This window comes from Gemmatimonadales bacterium, from assembly GCA_036500345.1.
GTDB lineage: Bacteria > Gemmatimonadota > Gemmatimonadetes > Gemmatimonadales > GWC2-71-9 > Palsa-1233.
On sequence record DASYCE010000025.1, the window covers coordinates 71880 to 94551 of the forward strand.

A 22672-nucleotide genomic window follows, 5' to 3' on the forward strand; every position below is an offset into this window, starting at 1 on the left:
GCCGTGAGCATCAAGGAACACGTTCGCGCGATCCTGCTTGACCTCGGAGAGGACCCCGACCGTCCGGGACTGGCGCGGACTCCGGAACGGGTGGAGAAGGCGCTGCAGTTCATGACGCAGGGCTACCACCAGAGCGCGGGTGCCGTGATCGGCGGCGCGCTGTTCCAGGACTGTCATCGCAACATGGTGCTGGTCCGCGACATCGAGTTCTACTCGCTCTGCGAACATCACCTCCTGCCGTTCTTCGGCAAGGCGCACGTCGCCTATATCCCCAACGGGAAGATCGTCGGGTTGTCGAAGATGGCGCGCGTGGTCGATGTATTTGCCCGCCGCCTCCAGGTGCAGGAACGAATGACCGACCAGATCGTCGCCGCGCTCGAGGAAGAGTTGCACCCGTCCGGTGTCGGCGTGGTGCTCGAAGCGGCCCATCTCTGCATGATGATGCGCGGCGTCGAGAAGCAGGGATCGAGCACCACGACCTCGGCGATGCGCGGGTCGTTCCTCGAGGATCCGCGCACCCGCGAGGAGTTTCTTCGACTGGTGCATGCCAGCCGATGATGCAGGTGACCTTCCTCGGCACCAGTGCCGCAGTGCCCACGGTCGATCGCAATGTCTCGGCGCTCATGGTCCAGCGGGAAGGCGACCTCTTTCTCTTCGATTGCGGCGAGGGAACGCAGCGCCAGATGATGCGCTACGGCGCCGGATTCGCCGTCGACGACGTCTTCATCACCCACTATCACGCCGATCATACCCTCGGCATCCCCGGGTTGCTCCGCACCATGGGCCTGCAGGGTCGAACGGCGCCGTTGCGGCTCCACGGCCCGCGCGGTGCGCAGCGTCATCTCGGCGCGCTCACGGCGCTCGGCATGGAGCGTCCGAAATTTCCCGTCGAAATCTTTGCGGTGCAGCCGGGTGACGTGATTCCTCGCGGCGACTACGACCTCGTGGTCGGTGCGGCGAAGCACAAGGGAGACTGCCTCGCGTTTGCCATCGTGGAGCACGAACGCCTCGGACGATTCGATCCCGAGCGGGCGCGCGAGCTTGGCATCCCCGAAGGTCCGCTGTGGGGCCGGATTCACCGTGGCGAATCGGTGACGCTGGCGGACGGACGAGTCGTCGAGCCGCACGAGCTCGTCGGTGCGACGCGGCCCGGCCGGCGCCTGGTGTATTCGGGTGATACTGCGCCGAGCGATGCGATTGTGGAATTGGCGCGGGGCGCAGACCTCCTGATCCACGAGGCGACGTTCGGCGCCGACGAAGTCGAGCGCGCACGCGAAACCAACCATTCCACCGCCCGGGATGCCGCCACCGCGGCGCGCGACGCCGGCGTGCGACGGCTGGTCCTCACCCACCTCTCCGCGCGCTACTCGCGCGACGCGCCGGAACTCGTCGCCGAAGCGCGCGATCTCTTCCCGGCGACCGAGGTCGCCCGCGACGGCATGGTGATCGACGTCGCCTTCGCGGTGTAGCATGGGAAGCGGTTTTTCTTGTGTTCGGAGCGTCGTGCTCGTACCTTAGTCACCCCTCCGGGGCTGTAGCTCAGATGGGAGAGCGCTGCAATCGCACTGCAGAGGTCAGGGGTTCGATTCCCCTCAGCTCCATCGCCCGTATCCTTATGGATCCGGGCGATTTTTTTGCCCGGTCACGCCGGTGTCGCCGCTCCGCGGTGACCGGCGTCTCCAGTCGCAAGGAGATCAATCCCATGGCGTGCTTCCTCCTGATTCTCGCACTGGCCACACCACGGCTGGTGATCATCCTTCTCTGGCTGCTGAGCCACTGGTTCGACGGGCTGTTCGCGACGCCGGTCGTCCCGGTCCTCGGCTTCGTCTTCCTGCCGACCACCTTCCTCTGGTACACCGCGGTCCAACATTGGTACGGAGGTGCGTGGGGCGGATTGGTCCCCATCGTCGGATTGATCATCGCGGTGATGGTCGATCTGCACCCGATTCGCGGGCGCTACCGGCGGCGCGCCGAGGACTAGAATTGTCGTTGATTGCAGCAGCGCCGGCGACCTTGGGAGGGCGTGGCCGGCGCTGATCTGGTCACTGTATCGTTTGGTGACACCAGCGAAGTGCCCCGTGATTGACGTCTTGCGTTTTCCGGCCGTGGCGCACTGATTTCGCTCGCGCGCCGCCCGGGTTATCTATCGGGTCCGCCGCGCAGATTCTGATACATCCGTTTCATTTCGTCCGTCGACGTTTGAGGTGGTCTGCCCCGTCGGGGCTGTGCCACTTCTGGTCGATACTCAGCATGTCATTTGCCGGGTTGTTTCCCCGGCCATACCCAGCCAACTGGAATGCTTCCCCGCCCGGGGCGCATTTCCGTGCAACGATAGCAAGGATATCCTTGATGCGAACTGTCATGCTTACGCTTTTCGCGGCCCTCTGCCTCTCCGGGTGCACTCACGACATCGTGAGCCCCGTGAACTCCATTCCGGTTGCGACCGGGATGGTCCTGACCCCTGGCACGACCGAGCTCGATACCACCAATACCACCCAGTTCCAGACGACCGTTTCGTGGTCGGACAGCACCCAGCATCCGTCGCAGGTCACCTATACCGCGACCGGTGGAACGATTTCGACCGGCGGACTCTATCAGGCCGGCAACCAATCAGGACAATATCTGGTCGTCGCGGCCTGCGATTGCGGTCTGGTCGATACCGCCAGGATTACCGTGCAGGCGCCGCAGGCGGCTCCCGATCGCGCCATTCTCACCGTTGTGGTCAGCGGACTTCCGCCCGGTGCTTCCGCGGCGGTGACCGTCAACGGACCCGCCGGCTATTCCCACGTGGTCACCGGGTCGCAGACGCTCGATTCGCTGCAGCCGGGTGACTACTCGGTGCAAGCCGATGGGGTGACGACGCCGCCGGCGGCATATGCCGCATCGTCGACAACGCAATCGACGACGCTGGTTGCGGGCGACAACAAGAACGTGGTCGTGACGTATTCGGCATCGGCACAACCACCGTCGACCGACCTGGCGGCGCATCCGCGAGTCTGGATGAATGCCGCACGTGTGGCCCAGTTGCAGGCCCAGGCAGGCGCGAACACCTCGCGCTGGCGAGTCATCAAGTCGACGGCCGACGCGTCAGTCGCCAAGGGAACCAATGTCGCCGGCGGCGACGAGTTTTCGCTGCCCGCACTCTGCGCGGCGTATCTCGCGACCGGAAGTCAGGCGTACGCGACGCGCGCCGGTCTTGTGATCGCCGGTTCCGCCAACGATGGCAACAATCTGCAGGGCGATTCCGGTTATGCGTACCGCTTCAACCTCCCCGATTTCATCATGGGCCTCGACTGGTGCTACAACGGCCTGACCGTCGCCCAGCGCCATCAGGCGGCGACGTGGTTGATGAATCGCGCCGACTGGGTCTGGCCCGAAACCAATCCGTCGCGCACCGGCGGCTGGGGACTCTGGCCCTCGAACAACTACTACTGGGGCTTCATGATGACGGGGCCGGCCGCACTCGCCGCGGCGGGTGACGACACCGGCAGCAGCGTCATCAGCGGCACCAACCGGCCGGCATTCCATCGCGCGCTCGCGATGACGCACTGGAATAGCGTTGCGGCGCCGTATTTCGCCGGCGAGGGTGCCGGCGGAGCGTGGGACGAAGGAACCGGATATGGCGTGGGGAGCGCGTGGTATCTCGGCCGCTTTGTCGATGCCTTCGCGACTGCCGGCGCGCCGATCAACAGCGACTGGATGAACGCGGCCCTGCAGTGGATGATCGAATCGACGATGCCCGGTGGCGCGTACAAGGCGCCGCTCGGAGACCAGGCCCGGGTCAGCGACGGATCCGAGTATGCCTACGACCGCGACGCGATGCTCGACATCCTCGCCGGCTCGAATGCGAATCCGCTGCTCGCATCACAGGTGCAGTACTGGCTCAACTGGATCGGCCAGGTCCCGTCGAGCGAAACCGGTACCGGGCTCGCGACCGACGAATTGATCCACTACAACCCCGCCCAGTCAGTCGCCGCCGATCTCACCGGATTGCCGAAGGATTATCTCGCCTCCGGACCGGGATATTTCGTCTACCGCCAGAGCTGGACCGACCCGAAGTCGACCGTGATGGTCTACCAGGCCGGCATCGTGGGCGACGGGCACAATTCGCTCAACGGCAACGGGCTGATGATCTGGAAGGGCTCGTCGTGGATCTCGGCGACGGGCAACATCTACTCGGCCAGCGGGATCGAACAGCAGACCCGGAATTACGACAACCTCACCGTCGGCGACAGCGGGCAGTCGCTCTACGGCGGGAATGATGCGCACATCACCGACAAGCAGGTCAGCGATCAGCTCGTCGTGATCCGGTCGCAGGCGAAGGACACCTACGGACATCCGGCCGGGGTTGCGGGTGGACGCAACATCGTCAGCGACTATGCGCGCACCGTTGCGTATCTTCCGCAGCAGGACGTCTTCGTCATCGTCGATCGCGCGACGGCGGTCCATCCATCGGCGCAGAAGGTATGGCGCTGGCAGATGAAGGGTGTGCCGCAGGTGTCGGGGAATACCTTCACGCTCTCCAATCCGACCAACAACGGCTTCTGCAGCGGGACCGTGCTGTTGCCGACCGATGCCGCCCTTGGCACGCAGTCGTTCAATCTCGGTGGTGGTGGCGCGCAGAGCAGCAACGCCGTGACGGTGTCGATTCCACCCGGCCGCGCGACGGATCTCGTCGTCACGGTCCTGCAGTGCGGAAGCGCGCCGGTGTCGGCAGTGGCGGCGACGGTGAACGACACCGCCACCGAAACCGATGTGACCGTTGGGTCGGCGACACTCGCGATCCCGCACAGCGAAGCCCTGGCGGTTCGACTCCAGTAGCAGTCCCGGGAGCAGCCAAGATCCTCACCGGCGTCTTCTTCGGCACGGCATTCAGCACGATTCTCACGCCGGGCCCCAACATGATGTACGTCGGCACCACCGGTGCGCAGCGCGGAGCTGCCACCGGTGCGCTCGCGGCCCTCGCCATCGTACTCGGCGGCGTGTGTTACACCGTGATGACGGCGGTGGGGATTTCGGCGCTCATTGCAGCACGGCCCGCGATCTTCATCGCCATTCGCGTTGCTGGTACCCTCTATCTCATCTGGCTCGGCGTGCGGTTGCTGCGCCGAGCCCGCGACACGAGCCCGCCGCCGCCGCTTCCCGACGCCGGGTCGCGGGCGTTCGCGGGTGGCGTGGCCATCGCCCTCACCAACCCGCAGCTGGCGCTCTTCTTCCTCGCGTTCCTGCCGCAGTTCGTGGTGGTCGGCGATGGTCCGATCTCGCTGCAGCTGCTCAAGCTCGGTCTGACCTTCAACACCTGCACGCTGACCGTGATGATGACGGTGGCCGTTGTGACCGGCATCGCGGGGAAGATGCAGACCGGCGGCGTGCGCTTCCGCCAGGTGATGCGCGCGATTGCCGGGATGGCGTTCCTGCTGCTGGCGGCGCAAACCACGTGGAAACTGATCGGATGATCCGGTGACCGGATGGCAGATTGTGGCGTTCGTGTATCAGCTGGCGAGTCGCGCGGCGTATGTCGTGCCGGTCGGAGTGGTGCTGGCGCGCGAGGCGCGGCGGCCGGTTGCGGACCGCGCCGATCTCGCGGCGTGTGAGGCGAGATACCGGCACTTCCGCCGCTGGTCGAGCATCGTCATGAATCACGACGCGTTCGCACTGATTCTGTTGTCGGTCGTGACGCGCGACACGTTGCACCTGCGCGGTGTGAGCCCCTGGGTGTTGACCGGCGCCGGTATTCTGCTGGCAATCGTCGGATTGGGCATCAAGGGATGGGCTGCGGCGTGTCTCGGCGGCGACGCGTATTACTGGCGCAACTTTTTCGTTCCGACACCGCGGGCTCCGCTGAAACGGCCGGGCCCATATCGCTATCTCAGCAACCCGATGTACACGGTGGGATATGCCCAGGCATACGGGCTGGCGCTGGTGCTCCGGTCGTGGCCCGGCCTGGTCGGGGCGACGGTGGCGCAGGGAGCGATTCTGGCGTTTCATCTGCTGGTGGAAAAGCCGCATTACGACGCGCTTCCGGAGCAGGTCTAGGCCGGGCTGCTGGCGGGGATGCGGTGCAGCGGGGGAGTGGCTGGAAGAATTGCGCCGACAGCGTTTGCCCCCTAGCTTTGCCCACCCAACAGTGCCCCGTGGTGTAACTGGCAACACGTCTGACTCTGGATCAGAAGAGTCCTGGTTCGACCCCAGGCGGGGCAATAGAGTAAGGCATTACCGCTGAACGATTTCGCCAATCGATCACCCCTAGTCCATTTGACTCCGCGCCGCTGGCGCGCGAGCTATACGCGGAGCCCTCCCGCGACCGCTACCAGCTACGCGTCCCGCCCCCTTGCTTCTCGGCCCTAATTCTCCAGCGACAATTTGCTTTGCCCTCCTCAGGTCAGGCTGGATCTTTATCCGCTTTGCCTCGTGCCAGAATGGCGACTCGATCAAATCAGACACGGTGGGTGGAGCTGGCGTCAGAGGACCGACGCTCTTTGAAGAGGTACGGCTACCACCTCGCGGACCGTGCGATGATCAATCCATACCATAAAGACCTCGGGCCAATCCTGGCCCACCCTCGCACGGCCGCTCACTCGCTCCGGTTCCCGGGTCGCCAGTCGAACGCCACCTGACCCCCGTTGCACCGAACCAAGTACCTGCCTAGCCTTTCGCGATGCTCACGATTCACATCGAAATCTGGACCGATGAGTCCCAAATCGCCCAACTATGCTACGACTACTGGCGGTTGGACGATGAGCAAGAAGCCTTTGACATCGGAATCGCCGACCTGGCAGCCACCTGCGGCATTGCACACGGGAAAATACCCTCGACGGTTCAATCGTCTTGCACCGCATCTCTCCTTGATCTTGAATGCTCCTCCTGCGGTGCCTCTTACGTTCTCCAGTCAAGATCAGACTTTCTTGCTCTCGTCAAGTCGCCGCTCCCGCTGTGGACCTGCAGTGTTTGCAAACAACAGGCATTGGAGAAGGCTGCAAGCGCCAAGCAGCAACGGGAAGAATCGACAAGGGAGTTGATCGCATCGAACATTGCCGCCATTCGCGACGAAGGTGCTCAGTTTGAACAGTTGAGCTTCACTGACGCGATCTACCTCCTATCGGTTGTACGTGCAGGAGGATCGGAAGATCTCAGCCACATCAGTCCACTCGGCGAGTACCCGTTGGCGCTCACGCCTTCACTTGATTGGGACAAGGAGATTCTAACTCGTCTTGAAAAGCACCAATTGATACATGTTCATCCGGATTCGCCGCCAGGGACAATTCTGCCCGGGGACGACGAGCACTCCTGGCGATACTATCCAACGATGGTCTCCTACGTTGTTCCATCGCCCAATCGGGGGCCAAGTACTCCGCGTTTTGTTGAAGCCTTGAGCGCGGTGCTCGCTGGCGGCAATTGGCCAGTACTCTGGAGAGCCGACGCCCGTCTGCTGCACCGGAGGCTTGCCATTGAAGAGGTCTTGGAATTCTTGAGGTGTGAGCTTGCCGCTTACGACATGGCGTTGCATCCAGGCGAAAAGACGATGTTGGTTGTGCGTGAGCTACTATCGCACTACTCAATTGGTCAAAGCTTCTGCTTTATCTGGCGCGCAGCGAGAGATGCAGCGGCGTATCGAGAAAAGAATGGGATTTCTCGCCAACAGGCCGCTAACGGAATCCCTGGTTCAATTCAGAGAAGCATCGAACGGGCTATTGCGAACGGCTGGACCATAAGCCATTTCCGACGACATAGGGACGCTCAGGAGACCGCGCTTGCTCAGATTCTCTTCACGAAAGTATTGAAGCTGGCGAATGGCGGCCTCGAAACAATTCCGCCCGCCGACTAGGACGCGCGCAAACATCGTACTCGGCAATTCCCGACCGGGGTTTCGAGGGCCTATCGCTGGTGTTCCGATTCGTCGATCGAAGGCGGAAGGATTCCGAGCACTTCGGAATCAGCACCGCAACGAATGAGCTTCGAGCGCTCGTCATCATCGCCAGAACGCTCGTGCCATTCGAAGGCACGCCTCGGCAAGAGGGCTGGCCATCTGGTCAAGAACCCACATCGTCCCTCTGCGGAAGGTAAGGCCGAGACATTTCCCCGGGCCAAGCTCCGGAGCTCCAAACTCGCACCGGCAAATATCCCGCTCGATTCGGGCCGGCGATAGATACCTCGACGATGGAAACTCGCCCGGGCGGCCGCGCAATGATGAGGGGCCCTACCATTTCGTAATCCGTCACGGGTGGGACGAGGTGCCTCCGACCCGCTGTAAGTAGGGGCGGCGCTTGTTCGAGAGGCCAAGTTGCGTAGTATTAGCCTATGCGTGAGACCGTTTTCTAGGCGCCAATGGAGTTCTGTCATTACTTGTCCCGTTGCGACCAGGGGCACGCCCCGGTACTCAAGACAAATGCCTAGGACGATCCTCCTGTGACAAAGAAGTCCAACTCGACGGCAGTACGGCCGAAGCCCGGCACAATTCCAAAGGGTCTCGACGGCATCGTTTTGACGGCCAGGTTTCAGCGATCTGACGTCGATTTTCTGGGATTTGCCAAAGCGGTGAAAGCCGCCACTCCCCTCGTCCAATTCCGCGAGAACGACCTCATCCGCACGGTTGCAATCGGAGGGTCAGCGTTGCGCGGTAGTCACGTTCACCTCTCGTTACTTCGAGATAAATCTGGACGTAAGACCAGTTGGGAATTGGAATATGAAGTCCTTGGATCGAAGCACGGGAATTTGCCAGATAGGCGATTGACGTGCAACAAACTGACGGAACTCATTCTGCGATACATTCCAGCCGCCGAGAATCCGCAACCGATGCTGCTGAGTGTAGGATTCAATTTGTCGCTCAAGGAGTGGAAGCCTACCATTCGGTTGCCGTTTTCTTCTGCTGGTATCGCTGATGGTGTCGCTGGCTTGCCTCAAATAGCGGGCATCGAGTTTGCCTTTCCGGATAGTCCCGCGACCGACACAAGTATGCGACGCTGTATGATCAGCACATATGACGGCATTGAGCGACTGCTTGTGCGCCTGCTCGCGACCCATAGTGCTAGTTTCAAATCGGTAACGCCACAGAGCTTGGTGGATGTATGCGTTCAGCTCCTAGCATCATTTGCCATCGAGCGTCAACAGCAGGCAGCGACATGACAACCGCGATAGCACCGAAGCGCCGCACAAAACTGGTCGCTGTTTCAAACGCTCAAAGCTCGCGGCCGGTTTGGCACGATAGCGACGTCTTGGACGCGTTCACCTCAAAGTGGGTGTGCTCACCGGAGCGGCGCTTTGATTCGTCGGAGTTTACAGTGTTTCCGGAAAAGCGGGCCGCACTTGGATGTTGGGGCATGTATCTGGGAAAGGCTGAGGCCTTCAGTGTCGATTTCGCGGCCGACTTTCATGTTGTTCAGCCGACGACTCTCCTGGCGACAGTGGTTCAGCAGTTTGTCGCCAGGGCGTGGATTGGCGCTGCCGTTGACGGTCGGTTCGAGCAGCTGCAGGACCAGATAACGCAGCTTGCGAATTCACAGTTGGCGATTCGCCAGGAGGCAGAACGCCGCGCCAAGCAATCCCAGGTCGTCGCCCGCCTCGGCGAACACTTGACCATGATAAAGGATCTATGCTGTCAGGCATTCGGGGGCCTTGCGCCGCAGGTGCGACTCGAACCACTAACCGATCCATTCGCTGACTTCCTGGTGAAAGTCATCCTCGACTTGTCGGAACATGATTCCGATCAAACGACGAACGCACGTGCGAACGGTGCCCGCGAACAATTCTACCGGCTGCTGATTCGGGCCCTCCCGCAAGATATATTTGACGGGACCGATTTCGTGCTACAATTCTAGCGCTCGTGGACACACAAGAATTCTTCTCCTTGGCGGATTGGCTCCAGACGGCGTCTGGTGCAACGGCTGAAGCCCGAGAGCGGAGCGCGATTTCCCGATATTACTACTCTGCATTCTTGGAAACGCGCGACCAACTCAAGACAAAGCGCGGATTTTCGTTTCCTCCGAATAAGGCGCATGATGCAGTTGTTAAAGCGCTCCAATATGCCCCCGGAGATGCGGAAGACTTGCGAGCTGCCGGCCGAATTCTTCGTGATCTAAAAAAGCTTCGCGAAATAGCAGATTATGACCTCGCGTCAGCAAGTTCGCCGGGGAATATCAGCGAGGCTCGGCGGATCGCTAATACCGTTCGAGCGTTAGTCGGTACTGACGACTTGAGGAGGTGTTTTGACGAAAAGAATCCGTAGACAAGATGTGTCCATCGATACACCTGTTTCTCTCCCATGCTTGATCGGCGCTTACGTCAGAGCACCCGCGAGTGCTGTGCACTCCGCTAGATGATTGGGAAGGGTTCTTAGCCCCACCATGAGTCACACACCCGCAGAATGAGTCGAACTGCTCAACTCCACACTGGCCAAGTTGTCTTGTTGCTGAAGATTTGGTTGGTGTCTGGACCTCATCACGATACATCTGACCGAGATCTGACCCCACAGCCTCACCACCCCCCTCAGCCGCCCACCACGCGATCCTACATTCCGCCTTCCACCAACCGGCGCACCCAATGCGCACCACCCGCTGGAGCATCCCGTTCTTCGCGCTGACATTGATCGGGCTTGGAATCATCGGCCTCGGCACCCGCGACTTCACCACGACGTGGGCTGGTGTCCCCGACTGGTTGCCGGCGCGCACTCTCCTCGCCATTGCCACCGCGATCATCACTCTCGCGTGCGGCACCGTCATCCTTGCATCCCGCACCCGGGCGCGCGCATCGCGCCTGTTTCTCCTCGCTTTGGTCCTCTGGTTCCTCCTCTTTCGCCTGCCATACATCGTCATCTCGCCGCTCGATCGCGGCGCGTGGTGGGAAGTCGGCGACAGTGCCGTGATGATTGCAGCGGCATGGATCATCTACATTCACTTCGCCGATCAGCGCACCAAACGACTCCCGCTCTTCCGCATCGATTACACCGGACAACGGATCGCCGCCGCGATCTACGGCGCCGGACTGATCCTCTTCGGCATCGCGCACTTCACCTTCCTCGCACGGACCATCGAATTCATCCCGTCGTGGATGCCATTCCACGACGCCTGGGCATACATCACCGGCCTCACCTTCATCGCCGCAGGGATCGCACTCATCGTCAACGTCTGCGCGCCGCTCGCCGCCGACCTCTCCGTGCTGCAACTCCTCCTCTTCACCATCATCGTCTGGATTCCGATCCTCGCCAGCGGCCACGCCGCGTCATCCGACTGGACCGAATTCATCTCGTCATGGACGCTGACCGCCGCCGGGTGGGTCGTCGCGACCTCATTTCGACCGTCCGCGTCAGGGCTAACGCCTGATCCCGCATGACGTTTCCAGCCGAAACTCCTATTCCCCTCGCCCGTACGTCCCCGCGCCGCCCACCAGCGGCGGGACTCGATCGGGAGTGATCAGCAATGGGTCGGTGGTTGAAGATCGCACGCGGAATGCTCGGAACAGGGCTGACCTTCGCCATCGGGGTCGGTGCGCTCAGCGGCCTTGTCGCCGGCGTTGCCTGGCTCGCGGGCGCGCTCTCCCGGCATGGTTTCGTGTCGTTCGTCGCTCACCTCACCTTCGCGTCATTTCTGCTGGGCGTCGCCTTCTCCGGCGTGCTGGCGCTGATCGCGCGCGGACGTGACCTCAGTCGCGTCTCCTATCGCCTCGTCAGCGGCCTCGGCGCGGGCGCCGGTCTGGTGTATTTCGCCCTGATTTCGACCAACGGGATCGGGGTCTGGTCCGTCGCCGACGCCATCGGGAATTTCCTCCTGCTGATCGTGATGGGCGCAGGCGGGGCAGCGGCGACCCTCTTCGTCGCACGACGCGCCACTGCGGCGCTCTCCTCGGGCGATGAGCCGTCGCAACTTGGCGAGGGTGAGATCCGGTTCGACCCATCCACCAGCGCTGCATCCGAGGTGCAGCGCCGCCGGCGTTAGCGGCCGAGCGAATCGCGCTGATCCACGGTAGCATTATCACCGATGCCGGAAACTGCTGCGGGACCAGCCCAATCGATGATCTTCCCGACGACGATCGCGACGCCGCGGGCGCTCCTCCGCGCCTGGTGTTCCGACGACGCGCCGCGCCTGCGCCAGACGATCGACGCCAACCTCGACTATCTCCTCCCATGGATTCCGTGGGCGCGGGATGAACCGACGACGGTCGAGCAGCTTCGCGCGCGCCTCGACGGTTACGCGACCGGTTTCGTGAACGGGAGCAGCTGGATCTACGGAATCTTCTCGCTCGATGAATCGTCGATTCTTGGCGGCATCGGGCTCTATCCGCGCATCGGACCTGGCGGAGTCGAGATCGGGTACTGGATCGATCGCGGCCACGCCGGCAAGGGGCTGGCGACTGAACTCGCGCGCATCCTCGTGGATCTCGCAATGACTCGTGACGAGATCACGCATGTCGAGCTGCATTGCGATCCGCTCAATCTGCCGAGCGCTGCGATTGCCCGCCGCCTCGGCTTCGAACTGATCGAGACGCGTCGTGACGTCGGGACCACGCCAAGCGGCGCGCCGCGCGACCTGATGATCTGGCGGCTGTTGCGGAGCGACTTCGAACGGTGATCGTGTTGCAGCAGCCATCATTTCCCCCATGACAACGGAGTCCCAGTGACAGCGGTGGAACCGGAGTTGGCTGAGCTTCACGCAGCGGCGATCGAATTTCTCGACGCGGCAGGCAACGCGGAATCGGTATGGGCGGTGCCGGTCGCGCCGGGGAAGTGGTCTCCATCGCAGCAGGTCGAGCATCTCGCCCGGACGCTCGATGGTGCGGCGAACGTCGTGGACGGCACGCCGTCGCCGTTCCCGAATCTGCCGGTGGTCGTTCGGCCGCTGCTGCGCATCTTCTTTTTCAATCGTACGGTCAAGCGCGGAGCATTCCCGAGGAGCCGGACATTCAAGGCGCTGAATCCGACGGAGGGCCCTCCGAATTCCGCAGCGGCGAAGGCTCGCCTCGACGCGGCGGTGCAGCGATTCGAGCAGGCGTGTCGCGGGCGTGCATCGAGCGGCGAGACGATTGCGACCTCGACATTCGGGACAATTCCGATCGCTTCGTATGCTAGGTTTCAGGCGATTCACATCCGTCATCACCGAAAGCAGTTGCCGGTAGCTGTTCGAGTGTGATTGTCGAATCATCTTCATCCGGTCGTCGCATTCGGCCGTGAGGTCATGGCACCATGTCAAAGGTTCGCGTACAAAGCTTCGCGGTTTCGCTCGACGGGTTCGGCGCCGGTCCCGATCAGTCGCTCGAGAACCCGCTCGGTGCTGGTGGGCCCGAGTTGATGGGATGGTTCTTCCCGACTCGCGTCTGGCAGCAGATGCACGGTGGCGACAGCGCCAGCGGTGAAACCGGCGTTGACAACGAAGTGGCCGAGAATGGTTTCCGCAACATCGGCGCGTGGATCATGGGCCGGAACATGTTCGGGCCGGTTCGCGGTCCCTGGCGCGACGATTCGTGGAAAGGGTGGTGGGGCGACGAACCGCCGTATCACACTCCCGTCTTTGTCCTCACGCACCATCGGCGCGAACCATTGAAGATGGCCGGCGGGACGACCTTCTACTTCGTCACCGACGGGATCCGTTCTGCGCTTGATCAGGCGAAGGATGCAGCCGGCGATCAGGATGTCCGGATCGGCGGCGGCGTGTCAACGATCCGTCAGTATCTCGAGGCGGGACTCATCGACGAGCTCCACCTCGCCGAACGACCTGTCCTGCTCGGGCGCGGCGAGTCACTGATGCAGGGACTCGATCTCCCGGCGCTCGGCTACGAATGCGCCGACAGTCGGTGCGGCGAGCGCGCCACTCACGTCACATTGCGCAAGCGCACGTGACCACTGACGCCCGGCCGAGATTCCGCTGATGGCGACGCAGGCCGATGTGCGACGGATCGCGCTCGCGCTTCCCGGCGCCGAGGAACTGCCCGACCGATTCGCGTTCGGTATTTCGAACAAGGGAAAGCTCAAGCCGTTCATCTGGGTCTGGCGCGAGCGGATCGACCCGAAGAAAGCACGGGTCCCACAGCCGAAGGTGCTGGGGCTGCGAACGGCGTCCCTCGACGACAAGGAATTCCTGCTCGCGCTCGACCAGAAGAAGTTCTTCACCGAACCGCACTACAACGGCTATCCCGCAGTGCTCGTCCGTCTCGACGAAGTCACCGTCAGTGAACTGCGGCCGCTGATTACCGAAGCGTGGCGCTGTCAGGCGCCGAAGGAATTGATCGACGTCGATCCGCCGCGCCGAGCGGCGCGCCGAACCACACCATCACGCCCGACCAGGAAACGTTCATGAGCAAGCGCAGCCCGAAGCAGCCGCCGCCGAAGACTACGGCGTCGAATCAGAAACCCTTCTACATCGCACTCGCCGTGATCGTGATCGGCGGCGGTGCCTTCATCTTCTCGCGGGTGCACGCTGCATCAGTCGTGTCGATTCCAGCGAATGTTGCCGTGACCACGGCGGATACCAGCGGCTTTCACGGATACTTCCTCGGATCGCCGACGGCGCCGGTCGAAGTCACGGAATACGGTGACCTGGAGTGTCCGGGGTGTGCCGGCTTCTCCCAGATCCAGTTTCCCTATGTCAAGACGCGGCTGATCAACACCGGAAAGATCCGGCTCCGGTACCGCGACTTTCCATGGGATCAATTGCATCGCCATCCTCGCGTCGCGGCGCATGCGCTGGCGTGCGCCAATGATCAGGGACACAACTGGGATGTGATCGAAAAGATGTTCGCCACGCAGGACAGCTGGGCGAGCCTCCCTGATCCGATGCCGGCTCTGGGCGATATCGTCAAGGGCGTGGGCGGCGACGTTGGCGTCTGGACGACGTGCATGAAATCGGCGAAGTACGCCGGCCGGATTCAGGCATCGCTCGAAGAGGGGACCGCGATCGGGGTGAAATCGACGCCGTCGTTCCTGATCGGCGGCCGGATCTATGAAGGGTTGGGAAGCGATCAGATGGAACACCTCGTCGATTCGCTGATCGCGGCGTCGAGTGCGGCCAATGCAGCGGGCGGCACGCACCGCCCTTGACTTTCTAGGACAGTCACGGCACGGTTCAACCTAGACTCTCTAGGACGGAACCGATGGCCGACCTGTCGCAGCAGATCCTCCGCGGTACTCTCGACCTCCTGATCCTCAAGGCGGTCAGCGCCGAGGCGGCCCACGGCTACGAGATCGCGCGGTGGGTCGAACGCGCCACCCGCGACGTCCTGCATCTCGAGGACGGATCGCTCTATCCGGCGCTCTACCGGCTGGAGGAGCGCGGCTACATCACCGCCGACTGGCGCCTCACCGATGACCGCCGCCGCGCCAAGTATTACACCATCACCGCCCCCGGGCGGCGCCGCTTGCGTGACGATACCGCGCGATGGACCACGTACGCCGGTGCGATCTTCGCCGCGCTGAAGGTGACCACGCCAATGCCGCGGAACGCCTGACCATGCCGCGCCGCGAACCGCTGTGGCGGCGATATCTCCGCTTCCTCGGCCCCGATCCGCGCGCCGACGTCGACGACGAACTGCGCTTTCATCTCGACGAACTCGAACGATCGTTCCGCGCCCAGGGAATGACGCCCACTGACGCGCGTCGTGCTGCACAAACCCAATTCGGCGACGTCGAGACCACTCGTCAGGTACTGCAGCTCCGTTCGTCGCGGCGCGTGCGACGGGCCGAGCGCGGCGAATGGTGGCGCGGCCTGGGAGACGACATCCGGATGGCGCTGCGGAAGCTGCGCCACCAGCCGCTCTTCGCGATCAGCGCGATCGCGATGCTTGCCGTGGGGATCGGCGCCAACACCGCGGTCTTCTCCGTCGTCGACGGCGTCCTCCTCCGGCCACTCGCGTACCGCGAACCGCAGCGGCTCTTCCTGGTTCGGGAAGTGATGCCGGACATCGGCGCGGCGTATCCCTCGTTTCCCGTCAACCTCTGGGGCTTCAGGGTCTGGCAGCAGAAGATGCAATCGTTCGAACAGGTCGCGATCGCGGAAGCGCGCGGCATGGTCCTGTCGGGCGAGGGAGACCCGGTCCTCCTCCACGGCGTCCAGTCGTCGTCCACGCTGTTCGCGACGCTCGGCGTGACGCCGCGGATCGGCCGGCTCTTCCGCGCCGACGAAGACGATCCCGGCCGCGATCACGAGGTGATTCTCACCGACAACACCTGGCGGACGCGATTCCACGCCGACCCGGGAATTCTCGACAGGCACATCGGCCTCGATGGCGAGTCGTACGCAATCGTCGGTGTGCTGCCGCCGTCGTTTCATTTCCCCCGTGGCGATCAGCTCGGACCGCTGACGCGCTTCGGCGATGTAGCGGAGTTCTTCACTCCGCTCGGAGTCGCGGCGAGCCCCCTCGGCGCACTCGGTGATTTCGACTATGCGGCAATCGCGCGGCTCAAGCCCGGCGTATCGCCCGACCGCGCCCGCGCCGAACTCAACGTGGTTCAGCAGCAGATCGCGCGCGACGCCGGCGGCGGGACCGTGCTGCGCGGTGCGCTCTGGCCACTCGATGATCAACTGGTGGGGTCGTCGCGAACCGGACTGCTGCTCCTGCTGGCGGGCGTCGGCGCCGTGCTGGTGCTGGTCTGCGTCAATCTCGCGAATCTGTTGCTGGCGCGAGTCCCCGGAAGGCTGCACGAAGCGGCGATCCGCGCAGCGCTCGGCGCGTCGCGGGGGAGACTGATGCGGCAACTGCTGGCCGAGAGTACGGTGATTGCGGTGCTGGGCGGCGCGCTGGGGATTGCGGCGGCGTCGCTCGGGCTGCACGCGCTGCTCGCCTTCGCGCCGTCATCGCTCCCGCGTCTCGACGAAATCGGGATCGACGGTCGCGTGCTGGCGTTCGCGGTCGCGATCTCCATCGGGACCGGGCTCCTCTTCGGCGCGCTTCCAGCGTGGAGAATCGGTGGTGCGGCAGCGGCGGCCCGTCTGCGGTCGAGCACCGCGCGCGCCGGCGAAAGCGGCACGATCCGGACGTGGCGCCATGCGCTCATCGGCTTCGAGGTCGCGGTGAGCACGGTGCTGCTGATCGTCGGCGGCCTTCTCACGATCTCGCTGCTGCAGGTTCTCGACGTCAACACCGGTTTTCGCGCCGACCATGTCCTCGCGGCCGACATGACGATCGCGCCGACGGCGCTTCCCTCGACCGCCGCACGGCAGCAATTCTACGACCGGGTGATCCGCGACGTGGGGAGTGTTCCGGGGGTCACGACGGTTGGATGGGTCAGTCGACTGCCGCTCACCGGCGAGCAATCGATCTCGCAAATCAGCATCCCGGGTGCACCGAAGGGCGAGCCGAGTCCGCTGGCGAATTACCGGATCGCCTCGCCGTCGTATTTCCACGTTCTCGGCGTTCCGCTCCAGTCGGGGCGGCTCTTCAGCGAGAGCGATCGCGGGCGGAACGTGATCCTGATCTCGGCGAATGTCGCCAGGCACTTCTGGCCCGGCGCCGATCCGATCGGCAGACGGCTGCGTACGGAATGGGGCCCGGAGACGGATCAGGAGGTGATCGGTGTCGTGGGCGACATGCGCAACGTGCAGCTCGACGGGCCGCCGACCCTGATGGTCTTCCTGCCGGAGTGGGCACCGCCGATGCAATGGGCGTCGAGTGCGGGTTCGCTGGTGGTGCGTACGTCGCTGCCGCCGCTCACGATCGCCGGCGAAGTGCGGCGCGTGGTGCACGATGCCGATCCGTCTGTCGCGCTCACGGCAGTGCGATCGATGGACGACGTCGTCAGCGGCTCAGTGGCAGGACGCCGATTCCAGGCGTCACTCGCGATCATCTTTGCGGCGAGCGCGCTGATCCTCGCCGCGCTGGGAATCTTCGGTGTGGTGGCGTACTCCGTCGAGCAGCGACGCCGTGAACTTGGCATCCGCATGGCCCTCGGCGCTCGACCTGCGGCGTTGCGATGGATGGTCGTGCGCGAGGGGATGACGCCGGTGGCGATCGGCATCGTCGCGGGCGTCGGCGCGTCGATCGTGGTCGGCCATTTCCTCGACGCGCTGCTCTTCGGCATCCACGCGCGCGATCCCCGGACGTTCGCCGGGGTTGCCGCGATCATCCTCGTCACCGCCGCGATCGCATGCTATCTCCCGGGCCTGCGGGCGACGCGCATCGATCCGGCGGTGGCCTGCCGCGGGGAGTGACGACGCTCAGGGCGCGAGGAAGACCAGTTCCCGCACCTCGCAGGTGCCATTCCACGTCGGCCAGTGCAGGTGATGCAGGTCCATGAACTGCCGCGCCGCCTCGAGGGCCGCTTCGCGCGATGGGACGTCGATGATGGCGTAGCCGCCGAGGATTTCCTTGGTCTCGGCGAAGGGGCCGTCGGTCACCGTGAGGACGCCGTTATTGAGCTTGAGGCGGGCGCCCTGGGAGCTCGGCCCGAGCCCGCCGGTCTGCACCAGCACGCCGGTGGCGAGCGACTCCTGGATGTACACCTGCATGGCGCCGGCCAGCGCCTCTGGTGGGTGGCCCTGGTCTTCGACGGAACTGACGATCGTCAGGAAGCGCATTGCTTGATTCCCCGGTATTGGTGAATGGGGCGGAGAGTCCGCCCGCCATTGGTGGTTCTGTGTTAACGTCGAACGAGGGGCGAAGAAATCGACAGGGCGCCAAACTCCCGGCCGCGGCGCCGTCCGGGACTATCATTATTGGGCTTCCCGCCTGCACGCAGAGACGCAGCCGCGATAGCACTGATCCTCGACCTGGGACCGCCGATGACGCCTTCAGGCGACGCGAAGACGCAACTCGACACCTTCATCGGCAAGTTCAACGATAGCGACGGAAAGCGGATCAAGGCGGTCCGTCAGGCGATGCGGAAGCGGCTCCCCGCGGCGCACGAACTGGTCTACGACAACTACAACTTCTTCGTGATCGGCTACTCGCCAACGCTGCGGCCATCGGACGCGGTCGTCTCCATCGTGGCGCAGGCGGACAGCGTGAGCATCTGCTTCATTCATGGTGCGACACTCCCGGACCCCGACAAGATCCTCCTCGGCGGAGGGAAGCAGACGCGGTTCGTTCGCCTTGAGTCAGCACGGGATCTGGCGCGACCCGCGATCGAAACATTGATCGCGGCGGCGATGGCACGATCGAAGGTTGGTTTTCCCGCCAGCGGGCGCGGTACGCTGGTCATTCGCGCGGTGGCACCGAAGCAGCGGCCGCGCCGGCGGGTTGAGCGATGAGATTCGCAGCTCTGATCCTCGCATTCGCGCTACCCGCGGCGGTCGGGGCGCAGACAGCGCCGCAGTTCCAGCTCACCCGTGAAGTCACGATCGACGGCGTCAGCGAGAATCTCAGCCCGGTCACCTGGCTCGCCGTGAGCCCCAGGGGGACGATCGCCGTTGGGCAGCAGCAGGATCACCTGATCCGCTATTTCGATGCGATGGGAAAGTCGCTCGGCACGTTCGGGCGGGAGGGGGAAGGACCGGGCGAGTTCCGGCAACTGACGTTGTACGGTGCCGGATGGATCGGTGACACGATGTGGGTCACCGACAATGGGACGCGGCGATTCACGCTGATCGGCCCCGACCGGAAGTTGCTGCGCATCGTGCCGGCGATCGTTGCGATCAAGGCGATGGGCGATTCCGGAGGCGAGACCCAGATCCTCGGCCCGGAAGGGTTGTATCGCGACGGATCCCAGCTGGTCGTGGTGCTTGTCCCTTCGACTGCGGAGGCGCGGCCGCATTGGGCGCGTGATCCACAATATCTCGATTCGCGTCTGGGGCTGATCGCCGTCAAGGCGAACGGGGAGTTCGATCGTCTCGTGACCTTCGAGCCGCACGATGTCTGCGGAATGGTGCCGTTGCCAACGTACCAACTCTGCGGCCGTCCCAAGCTCGGGATCGATCCGACCGCCGAGCGCTTCGGGTGGGCAGCAATGTCGTATGCCAGTCCCGATTCGGGGACCTATCGGATCACCATGGTGGGCCGCGACGGAAAGACGATCTATTCACGCGCCTATCCGTTCGCAGCCCAGCCGATTCCGAAGCGGATCCGCGACTCGCTCGCTGAACTCGGCAGAAAGGGTCAGACACCGACTGTGAGGCCCGCGTACGCGCCGCGCTTCGGTCCGCCGACGATCTACCCGGCGGTCGAGAACGTGATCGTCGGCGCCGATGGCACGGCATGGGTTGGACTGCGCGCGACGCCGGCCGGAAAGGCGTGGGTGATGCTCTCTCCGCGCGGTGACGTGGTCGGTACGGCAATGGCACCCGCGAATGTGGTTTTCCAGGTGCTGGGACACGGCGTGGTCTGGGGGACGGAGAAGAACATGGATGACGTGGAGAGTGTGGTGCGATTCCGGGTGACGCGGCGGTGACCCGCACCTGGACCCGCCGGGAAGTTGTCGCCCAGCTGGCGCAGCTCGCCGCGGTCGCTGCGGTGCCGTTGCGCGGGTGGCGTTCCGTTGCGACCGAGCCGTTGAACGGGACGGTCGCCGACTACCGCGCCGGTCTCCTTCGTGGCGACTGGAGCGCTGCGGAGGTCACCAGTCACGCGCTCGAGCGGTGCAGCACCTTCGGCCAGCGCTTTCACGCGATCGACGCGCTCTCCGCGACGGCGCTGGCAGACGCTCGCGCGGCGGATGATCGTCGCCGCCGCGGCCACCTGCGCGGACCCCTCGACGGCGTGCCGGTCTTTGCCAAGGCGATCTACGACATGAAGGGGCTCCCCACCACCGGCTCGAACGCCGACTGGGCACGCCTCTTTCCCGACCCGGTATCGCGTGACGCACTCGAAGTCGAGCGACTGCGCGCCGCCGGTGCAATCGTCCTCGGCAAGACCGCAGCCGATGATTTTGCGTATCACGGCAACGGAACGTCGACGCACACCGGCCAGGTGCTGAACCCGCACGACCCGACCGGAACGCGCACACCCGGCGGCTCGAGCGCCGGTTCATCGGTGGCTGTCTCGGCCGGGATGGCGTTCGCCGCACTCGGCACCGATGACGGTGGATCGAACCGGATTCCGGCGCAGTTCGTCGGCGTCGTCGGCATGAAGCCGACGTTCGGGCTGGTGCCGCGGAGCGGCGTGATCCCGACCTGGCCATACCTCGACACCCACGGCCCGCTGGCGCGGAGCGCCGCCGATGCGGCGCTGCTGCTCGCCATCGTGGCGGGAGCCGACAAGTCCGATCCACTGGTGCGCACCGAGAAGATCGATCGCCGCACGTTCGAGGGATTGCGCGATGATGCGCTGCACGGCGTCCGCCTCGGCATTGTCGACGCGCACGTGCCCCGCGCCCAGATGACGGCGGAAGCGCTCATGATCTGGGATCGCGCGGTGAGCGATCTCCGCGCCGCTGGAGCGGTCGTCGATTCGTTTGATGCTGCGGTCACCACCGTGAACTATCGATCGATGTTCACCGCGACCGCGAAGCAGCGTGGCGACGTGGCACCCAATTCACGTTCGCCGGCACCGACCGCCAACGCGCTGTACCGCTACTTCGCACGGCGGAGCCACGATCCGCGCGACGCCGTGCGTCGCGGCTACGACGCGTACCGGTCGTACTACGACGTCCTCCCGGCGACCTTCGACGCCTGCATTCCGCTGCTGACGCAGCCGATGGCGCATGATCCGGCGGGGATGTCGTTCGCGCGTTCACGAGCGCAGGTGGTGGCCGCGTTGGCCGCGTCGATGCGCACTGCCGGCGTGTCGGCGATGGTGTATCCCACCATGCCGTTCAATGCGGTAAGGATCGTCGACCAGTGGCCCAACGTCCGGGTCGCACTCGGATACGGCAACTGGATGGGACTTCCGGAAATCTCGATTCCGGCGGGAATCGGCGCCGATGGAATGCCGGCGCTCAACCTCTCGATCGTCGGACTGCCGGGAGACGATGCGCGATTGCTTGCGCTGGCGCACGCATACGAGCAGCAATCACGACGCTTCGTGGGAACGTGGGAATCATGACGCCATCGATCGCGGGACTCGTCGGCGGCCTCGGCCCGGAATCGACGATCGACTACTACCGGCGCATCTTCGAATGCTGGCAGCGATTCGAGCCCGGGAGCGCGCCATCGATCGTGATCGATTCGCTCGACGTGCAGGTGGCGCTGCGGCTGGTGGAGAGCGACCGCGCCGCACTGACCGATTATCTCCTCGCGTCGCTGCAGCGCCTCGCTGGTGCCGGCGTCGATTTCGCCGCGCTCACCGCCAACACGCCGCATATCGTCTTTGACGAACTGGCGGCGCGCGCGCCGATCCCGCTGCTCAGCATCGTGGAGACGTGCGCCGACGAGGCGCGGCGACTCGCCCTCAAGCGGCCGGCGCTCCTCGGCACGCGCTTCACCATGGAGGGCGAGTTCTATCCCACGGTCTTCGCACGGCGCGGGATCACGGTGGTGCGGCCGAACGACGCCGAACGGGCGATGGTCCACGAACGCTATGTCGGCGAGCTCATTCCGGGGATCTTCAAGGATTCGACGCGGGCGGAGATCGTGGCGCTGATCGAGACAATGGCGAGCCGGGACAAGATCGACAGTGTGATCCTCGGTGGGACCGAACTGCCATTGCTGTTGCGCGACGCGACTGTCGCCGGTTTGCCGGCGCTCGACACGACGGCGTTGCACGTCGACGCGATTGTGGCGCGGTTGCGCGACAAGAGCGGATGAGACTCCGCGTCGAGAAGCCGGGCCAATTGATGAATCGGCAAAACGAAACGAGGGCGCGATCGATTGATCGCGCCCTC

Annotated in this window: 23 protein-coding genes and 2 tRNA genes; 24 read left to right on the forward strand and 1 reads right to left on the reverse strand. The window is 64.0% G+C overall.

What is annotated here, in order from left to right; translation table 11 throughout:
• Positions 1-3 precede the first annotated feature (3 nt).
• From folE to VGM20_11085, 20 genes are all read left to right on the forward strand, one after another.
• Positions 4-558 (forward strand): GTP cyclohydrolase I FolE, encoded by a 555-nt coding sequence (gene folE, locus VGM20_10990; protein ID HEY4101387.1) that lies wholly within the window; start codon positions 4-6, stop codon positions 556-558.
• Positions 555-1469, forward strand: coding sequence for a ribonuclease Z (rnz, locus tag VGM20_10995; protein ID HEY4101388.1), 915 nt, complete (start codon positions 555-557; stop codon positions 1467-1469). The genes folE and rnz overlap by 4 nt, the downstream gene beginning before the upstream one ends.
• Before the next feature lie 59 nt (positions 1470-1528).
• Positions 1529-1601 (forward strand) — tRNA-Ala (locus tag VGM20_11000).
• A 101-nt stretch (positions 1602-1702) separates the two neighbouring features.
• Complete coding sequence (locus VGM20_11005; protein HEY4101389.1) at positions 1703-1981, forward strand: hypothetical protein; 279 nt, start codon at positions 1703-1705, stop codon at positions 1979-1981.
• Positions 1982-2349: 368 nt separating this feature from the next.
• Complete coding sequence (locus VGM20_11010; GenBank protein HEY4101390.1) at positions 2350-4821, forward strand: hypothetical protein; 2472 nt, start codon at positions 2350-2352, stop codon at positions 4819-4821.
• A 59-nt stretch (positions 4822-4880) separates the two neighbouring features.
• Complete coding sequence (locus tag VGM20_11015) at positions 4881-5456, forward strand: LysE family translocator (GenBank protein HEY4101391.1); 576 nt, start codon at positions 4881-4883, stop codon at positions 5454-5456.
• Between the two features lie 4 nt (positions 5457-5460).
• The gene (locus VGM20_11020) at positions 5461-6036 is read left to right on the forward strand and encodes a PEMT/PEM2 methyltransferase family protein (GenBank protein HEY4101392.1); all 576 of its coding nucleotides are present in this window, start codon (positions 5461-5463) and stop codon (positions 6034-6036) included.
• Positions 6037-6128: 92 nt separating this feature from the next.
• A tRNA-Gln gene (locus VGM20_11025) sits at positions 6129-6201 on the forward strand.
• A 457-nt stretch (positions 6202-6658) separates the two neighbouring features.
• Positions 6659-7825 carry a hypothetical protein gene (locus VGM20_11030; GenBank protein HEY4101393.1) on the forward strand — a complete coding sequence of 389 codons (1167 nt, stop codon included), beginning with the start codon at positions 6659-6661 and terminating at the stop codon, positions 7823-7825.
• Positions 7826-8406: 581 nt separating this feature from the next.
• A complete protein-coding gene (locus tag VGM20_11035; GenBank protein HEY4101394.1) occupies positions 8407-9123 on the forward strand; it encodes a hypothetical protein in 717 nt (238 codons plus the stop codon).
• Positions 9120-9815 (forward strand): hypothetical protein, encoded by a 696-nt coding sequence (locus VGM20_11040; protein ID HEY4101395.1) that lies wholly within the window; start codon positions 9120-9122, stop codon positions 9813-9815. The genes VGM20_11035 and VGM20_11040 overlap by 4 nt, the downstream gene beginning before the upstream one ends.
• A gap of 721 nt (positions 9816-10536) precedes the next feature.
• A complete protein-coding gene (locus VGM20_11045) occupies positions 10537-11325 on the forward strand; it encodes a hypothetical protein (protein ID HEY4101396.1) in 789 nt (262 codons plus the stop codon).
• An 86-nt stretch (positions 11326-11411) separates the two neighbouring features.
• Positions 11412-11927: a hypothetical protein gene (locus VGM20_11050; protein HEY4101397.1), complete on the forward strand. Its 516-nt coding sequence runs from the start codon at positions 11412-11414 to the stop codon at positions 11925-11927.
• Between the two features lie 42 nt (positions 11928-11969).
• Positions 11970-12560 (forward strand): GNAT family protein, encoded by a 591-nt coding sequence (locus tag VGM20_11055; GenBank protein HEY4101398.1) that lies wholly within the window; start codon positions 11970-11972, stop codon positions 12558-12560.
• Positions 12561-12605: 45 nt separating this feature from the next.
• Complete coding sequence (locus VGM20_11060; protein ID HEY4101399.1) at positions 12606-13118, forward strand: DinB family protein; 513 nt, start codon at positions 12606-12608, stop codon at positions 13116-13118.
• Between the two features lie 53 nt (positions 13119-13171).
• Positions 13172-13825: a dihydrofolate reductase family protein gene (locus VGM20_11065; GenBank protein HEY4101400.1), complete on the forward strand. Its 654-nt coding sequence runs from the start codon at positions 13172-13174 to the stop codon at positions 13823-13825.
• A 28-nt stretch (positions 13826-13853) separates the two neighbouring features.
• Positions 13854-14282 carry a hypothetical protein gene (locus tag VGM20_11070; GenBank protein ID HEY4101401.1) on the forward strand — a complete coding sequence of 143 codons (429 nt, stop codon included), beginning with the start codon at positions 13854-13856 and terminating at the stop codon, positions 14280-14282.
• On the forward strand, positions 14279-15022 hold the full coding sequence (locus VGM20_11075; GenBank protein HEY4101402.1) for a thioredoxin domain-containing protein: 744 nt from the start codon (positions 14279-14281) through the stop codon (positions 15020-15022). Before VGM20_11070 ends, VGM20_11075 begins: the two co-directional genes overlap by 4 nt.
• Positions 15023-15075: 53 nt before the next feature.
• The gene (locus VGM20_11080) at positions 15076-15429 is read left to right on the forward strand and encodes a PadR family transcriptional regulator (GenBank protein ID HEY4101403.1); all 354 of its coding nucleotides are present in this window, start codon (positions 15076-15078) and stop codon (positions 15427-15429) included.
• Positions 15430-15431: 2 nt separating this feature from the next.
• The gene (locus VGM20_11085) at positions 15432-18128 is read left to right on the forward strand and encodes an ABC transporter permease (GenBank protein HEY4101404.1); all 2697 of its coding nucleotides are present in this window, start codon (positions 15432-15434) and stop codon (positions 18126-18128) included.
• 6 nt (positions 18129-18134) lie between these two features.
• Here VGM20_11085 and VGM20_11090 read toward each other — a convergent pair whose 3' ends face one another.
• Positions 18135-18494: a YciI family protein gene (locus tag VGM20_11090; GenBank protein ID HEY4101405.1), complete on the reverse strand. Its 360-nt coding sequence runs from the start codon at positions 18492-18494 to the stop codon at positions 18135-18137.
• A gap of 204 nt (positions 18495-18698) precedes the next feature.
• On the opposite strand from VGM20_11090, the gene VGM20_11095 reads away from it, so the two are divergent.
• From VGM20_11095 to VGM20_11110, 4 genes are read left to right on the forward strand one after another with little or no spacing between them, the layout of a single operon-like run.
• The gene (locus VGM20_11095) at positions 18699-19166 is read left to right on the forward strand and encodes a DUF1801 domain-containing protein (GenBank protein ID HEY4101406.1); all 468 of its coding nucleotides are present in this window, start codon (positions 18699-18701) and stop codon (positions 19164-19166) included.
• Positions 19163-20302 carry a hypothetical protein gene (locus VGM20_11100; GenBank protein HEY4101407.1) on the forward strand — a complete coding sequence of 380 codons (1140 nt, stop codon included), beginning with the start codon at positions 19163-19165 and terminating at the stop codon, positions 20300-20302. The genes VGM20_11095 and VGM20_11100 overlap by 4 nt, the downstream gene beginning before the upstream one ends.
• Positions 20299-21894, forward strand: coding sequence for an amidase (locus tag VGM20_11105; GenBank protein HEY4101408.1), 1596 nt, complete (start codon positions 20299-20301; stop codon positions 21892-21894). Before VGM20_11100 ends, VGM20_11105 begins: the two co-directional genes overlap by 4 nt.
• Complete coding sequence (locus VGM20_11110) at positions 21891-22595, forward strand: amino acid racemase (protein HEY4101409.1); 705 nt, start codon at positions 21891-21893, stop codon at positions 22593-22595. The genes VGM20_11105 and VGM20_11110 overlap by 4 nt, the downstream gene beginning before the upstream one ends.
• Positions 22596-22672: the final 77 nt, after the last annotated feature.

Coding starts and splice junctions, on each gene's coding strand:
- VGM20_11005 (HEY4101389.1), top strand. CDS start 1,703: ATGGCGTGCTTCCTCCTGATTCTCGCACTGGCCACACCACGGCTGGTG.
- VGM20_11045 (HEY4101396.1), top strand. CDS start 10,537: ATGCGCACCACCCGCTGGAGCATCCCGTTCTTCGCGCTGACATTGATC.
- VGM20_11065 (HEY4101400.1), top strand. CDS start 13,172: ATGTCAAAGGTTCGCGTACAAAGCTTCGCGGTTTCGCTCGACGGGTTC.
- VGM20_11095 (HEY4101406.1), top strand. CDS start 18,699: ATGACGCCTTCAGGCGACGCGAAGACGCAACTCGACACCTTCATCGGC.
- VGM20_11110 (HEY4101409.1), top strand. CDS start 21,891: ATGACGCCATCGATCGCGGGACTCGTCGGCGGCCTCGGCCCGGAATCG.
- VGM20_11080 (HEY4101403.1), top strand. CDS start 15,076: ATGGCCGACCTGTCGCAGCAGATCCTCCGCGGTACTCTCGACCTCCTG.
- VGM20_11055 (HEY4101398.1), top strand. CDS start 11,970: ATGCCGGAAACTGCTGCGGGACCAGCCCAATCGATGATCTTCCCGACG.
- rnz (HEY4101388.1), top strand. CDS start 555: ATGATGCAGGTGACCTTCCTCGGCACCAGTGCCGCAGTGCCCACGGTC.
- VGM20_11085 (HEY4101404.1), top strand. CDS start 15,432: ATGCCGCGCCGCGAACCGCTGTGGCGGCGATATCTCCGCTTCCTCGGC.
- VGM20_11090 (HEY4101405.1), bottom strand. CDS start 18,494: ATGCGCTTCCTGACGATCGTCAGTTCCGTCGAAGACCAGGGCCACCCA.
- VGM20_11040 (HEY4101395.1), top strand. CDS start 9,120: ATGACAACCGCGATAGCACCGAAGCGCCGCACAAAACTGGTCGCTGTT.
- VGM20_11100 (HEY4101407.1), top strand. CDS start 19,163: ATGAGATTCGCAGCTCTGATCCTCGCATTCGCGCTACCCGCGGCGGTC.
- VGM20_11070 (HEY4101401.1), top strand. CDS start 13,854: ATGGCGACGCAGGCCGATGTGCGACGGATCGCGCTCGCGCTTCCCGGC.
- VGM20_11050 (HEY4101397.1), top strand. CDS start 11,412: ATGGGTCGGTGGTTGAAGATCGCACGCGGAATGCTCGGAACAGGGCTG.
- VGM20_11075 (HEY4101402.1), top strand. CDS start 14,279: ATGAGCAAGCGCAGCCCGAAGCAGCCGCCGCCGAAGACTACGGCGTCG.
- VGM20_11010 (HEY4101390.1), top strand. CDS start 2,350: ATGCGAACTGTCATGCTTACGCTTTTCGCGGCCCTCTGCCTCTCCGGG.
- VGM20_11030 (HEY4101393.1), top strand. CDS start 6,659: ATGCTCACGATTCACATCGAAATCTGGACCGATGAGTCCCAAATCGCC.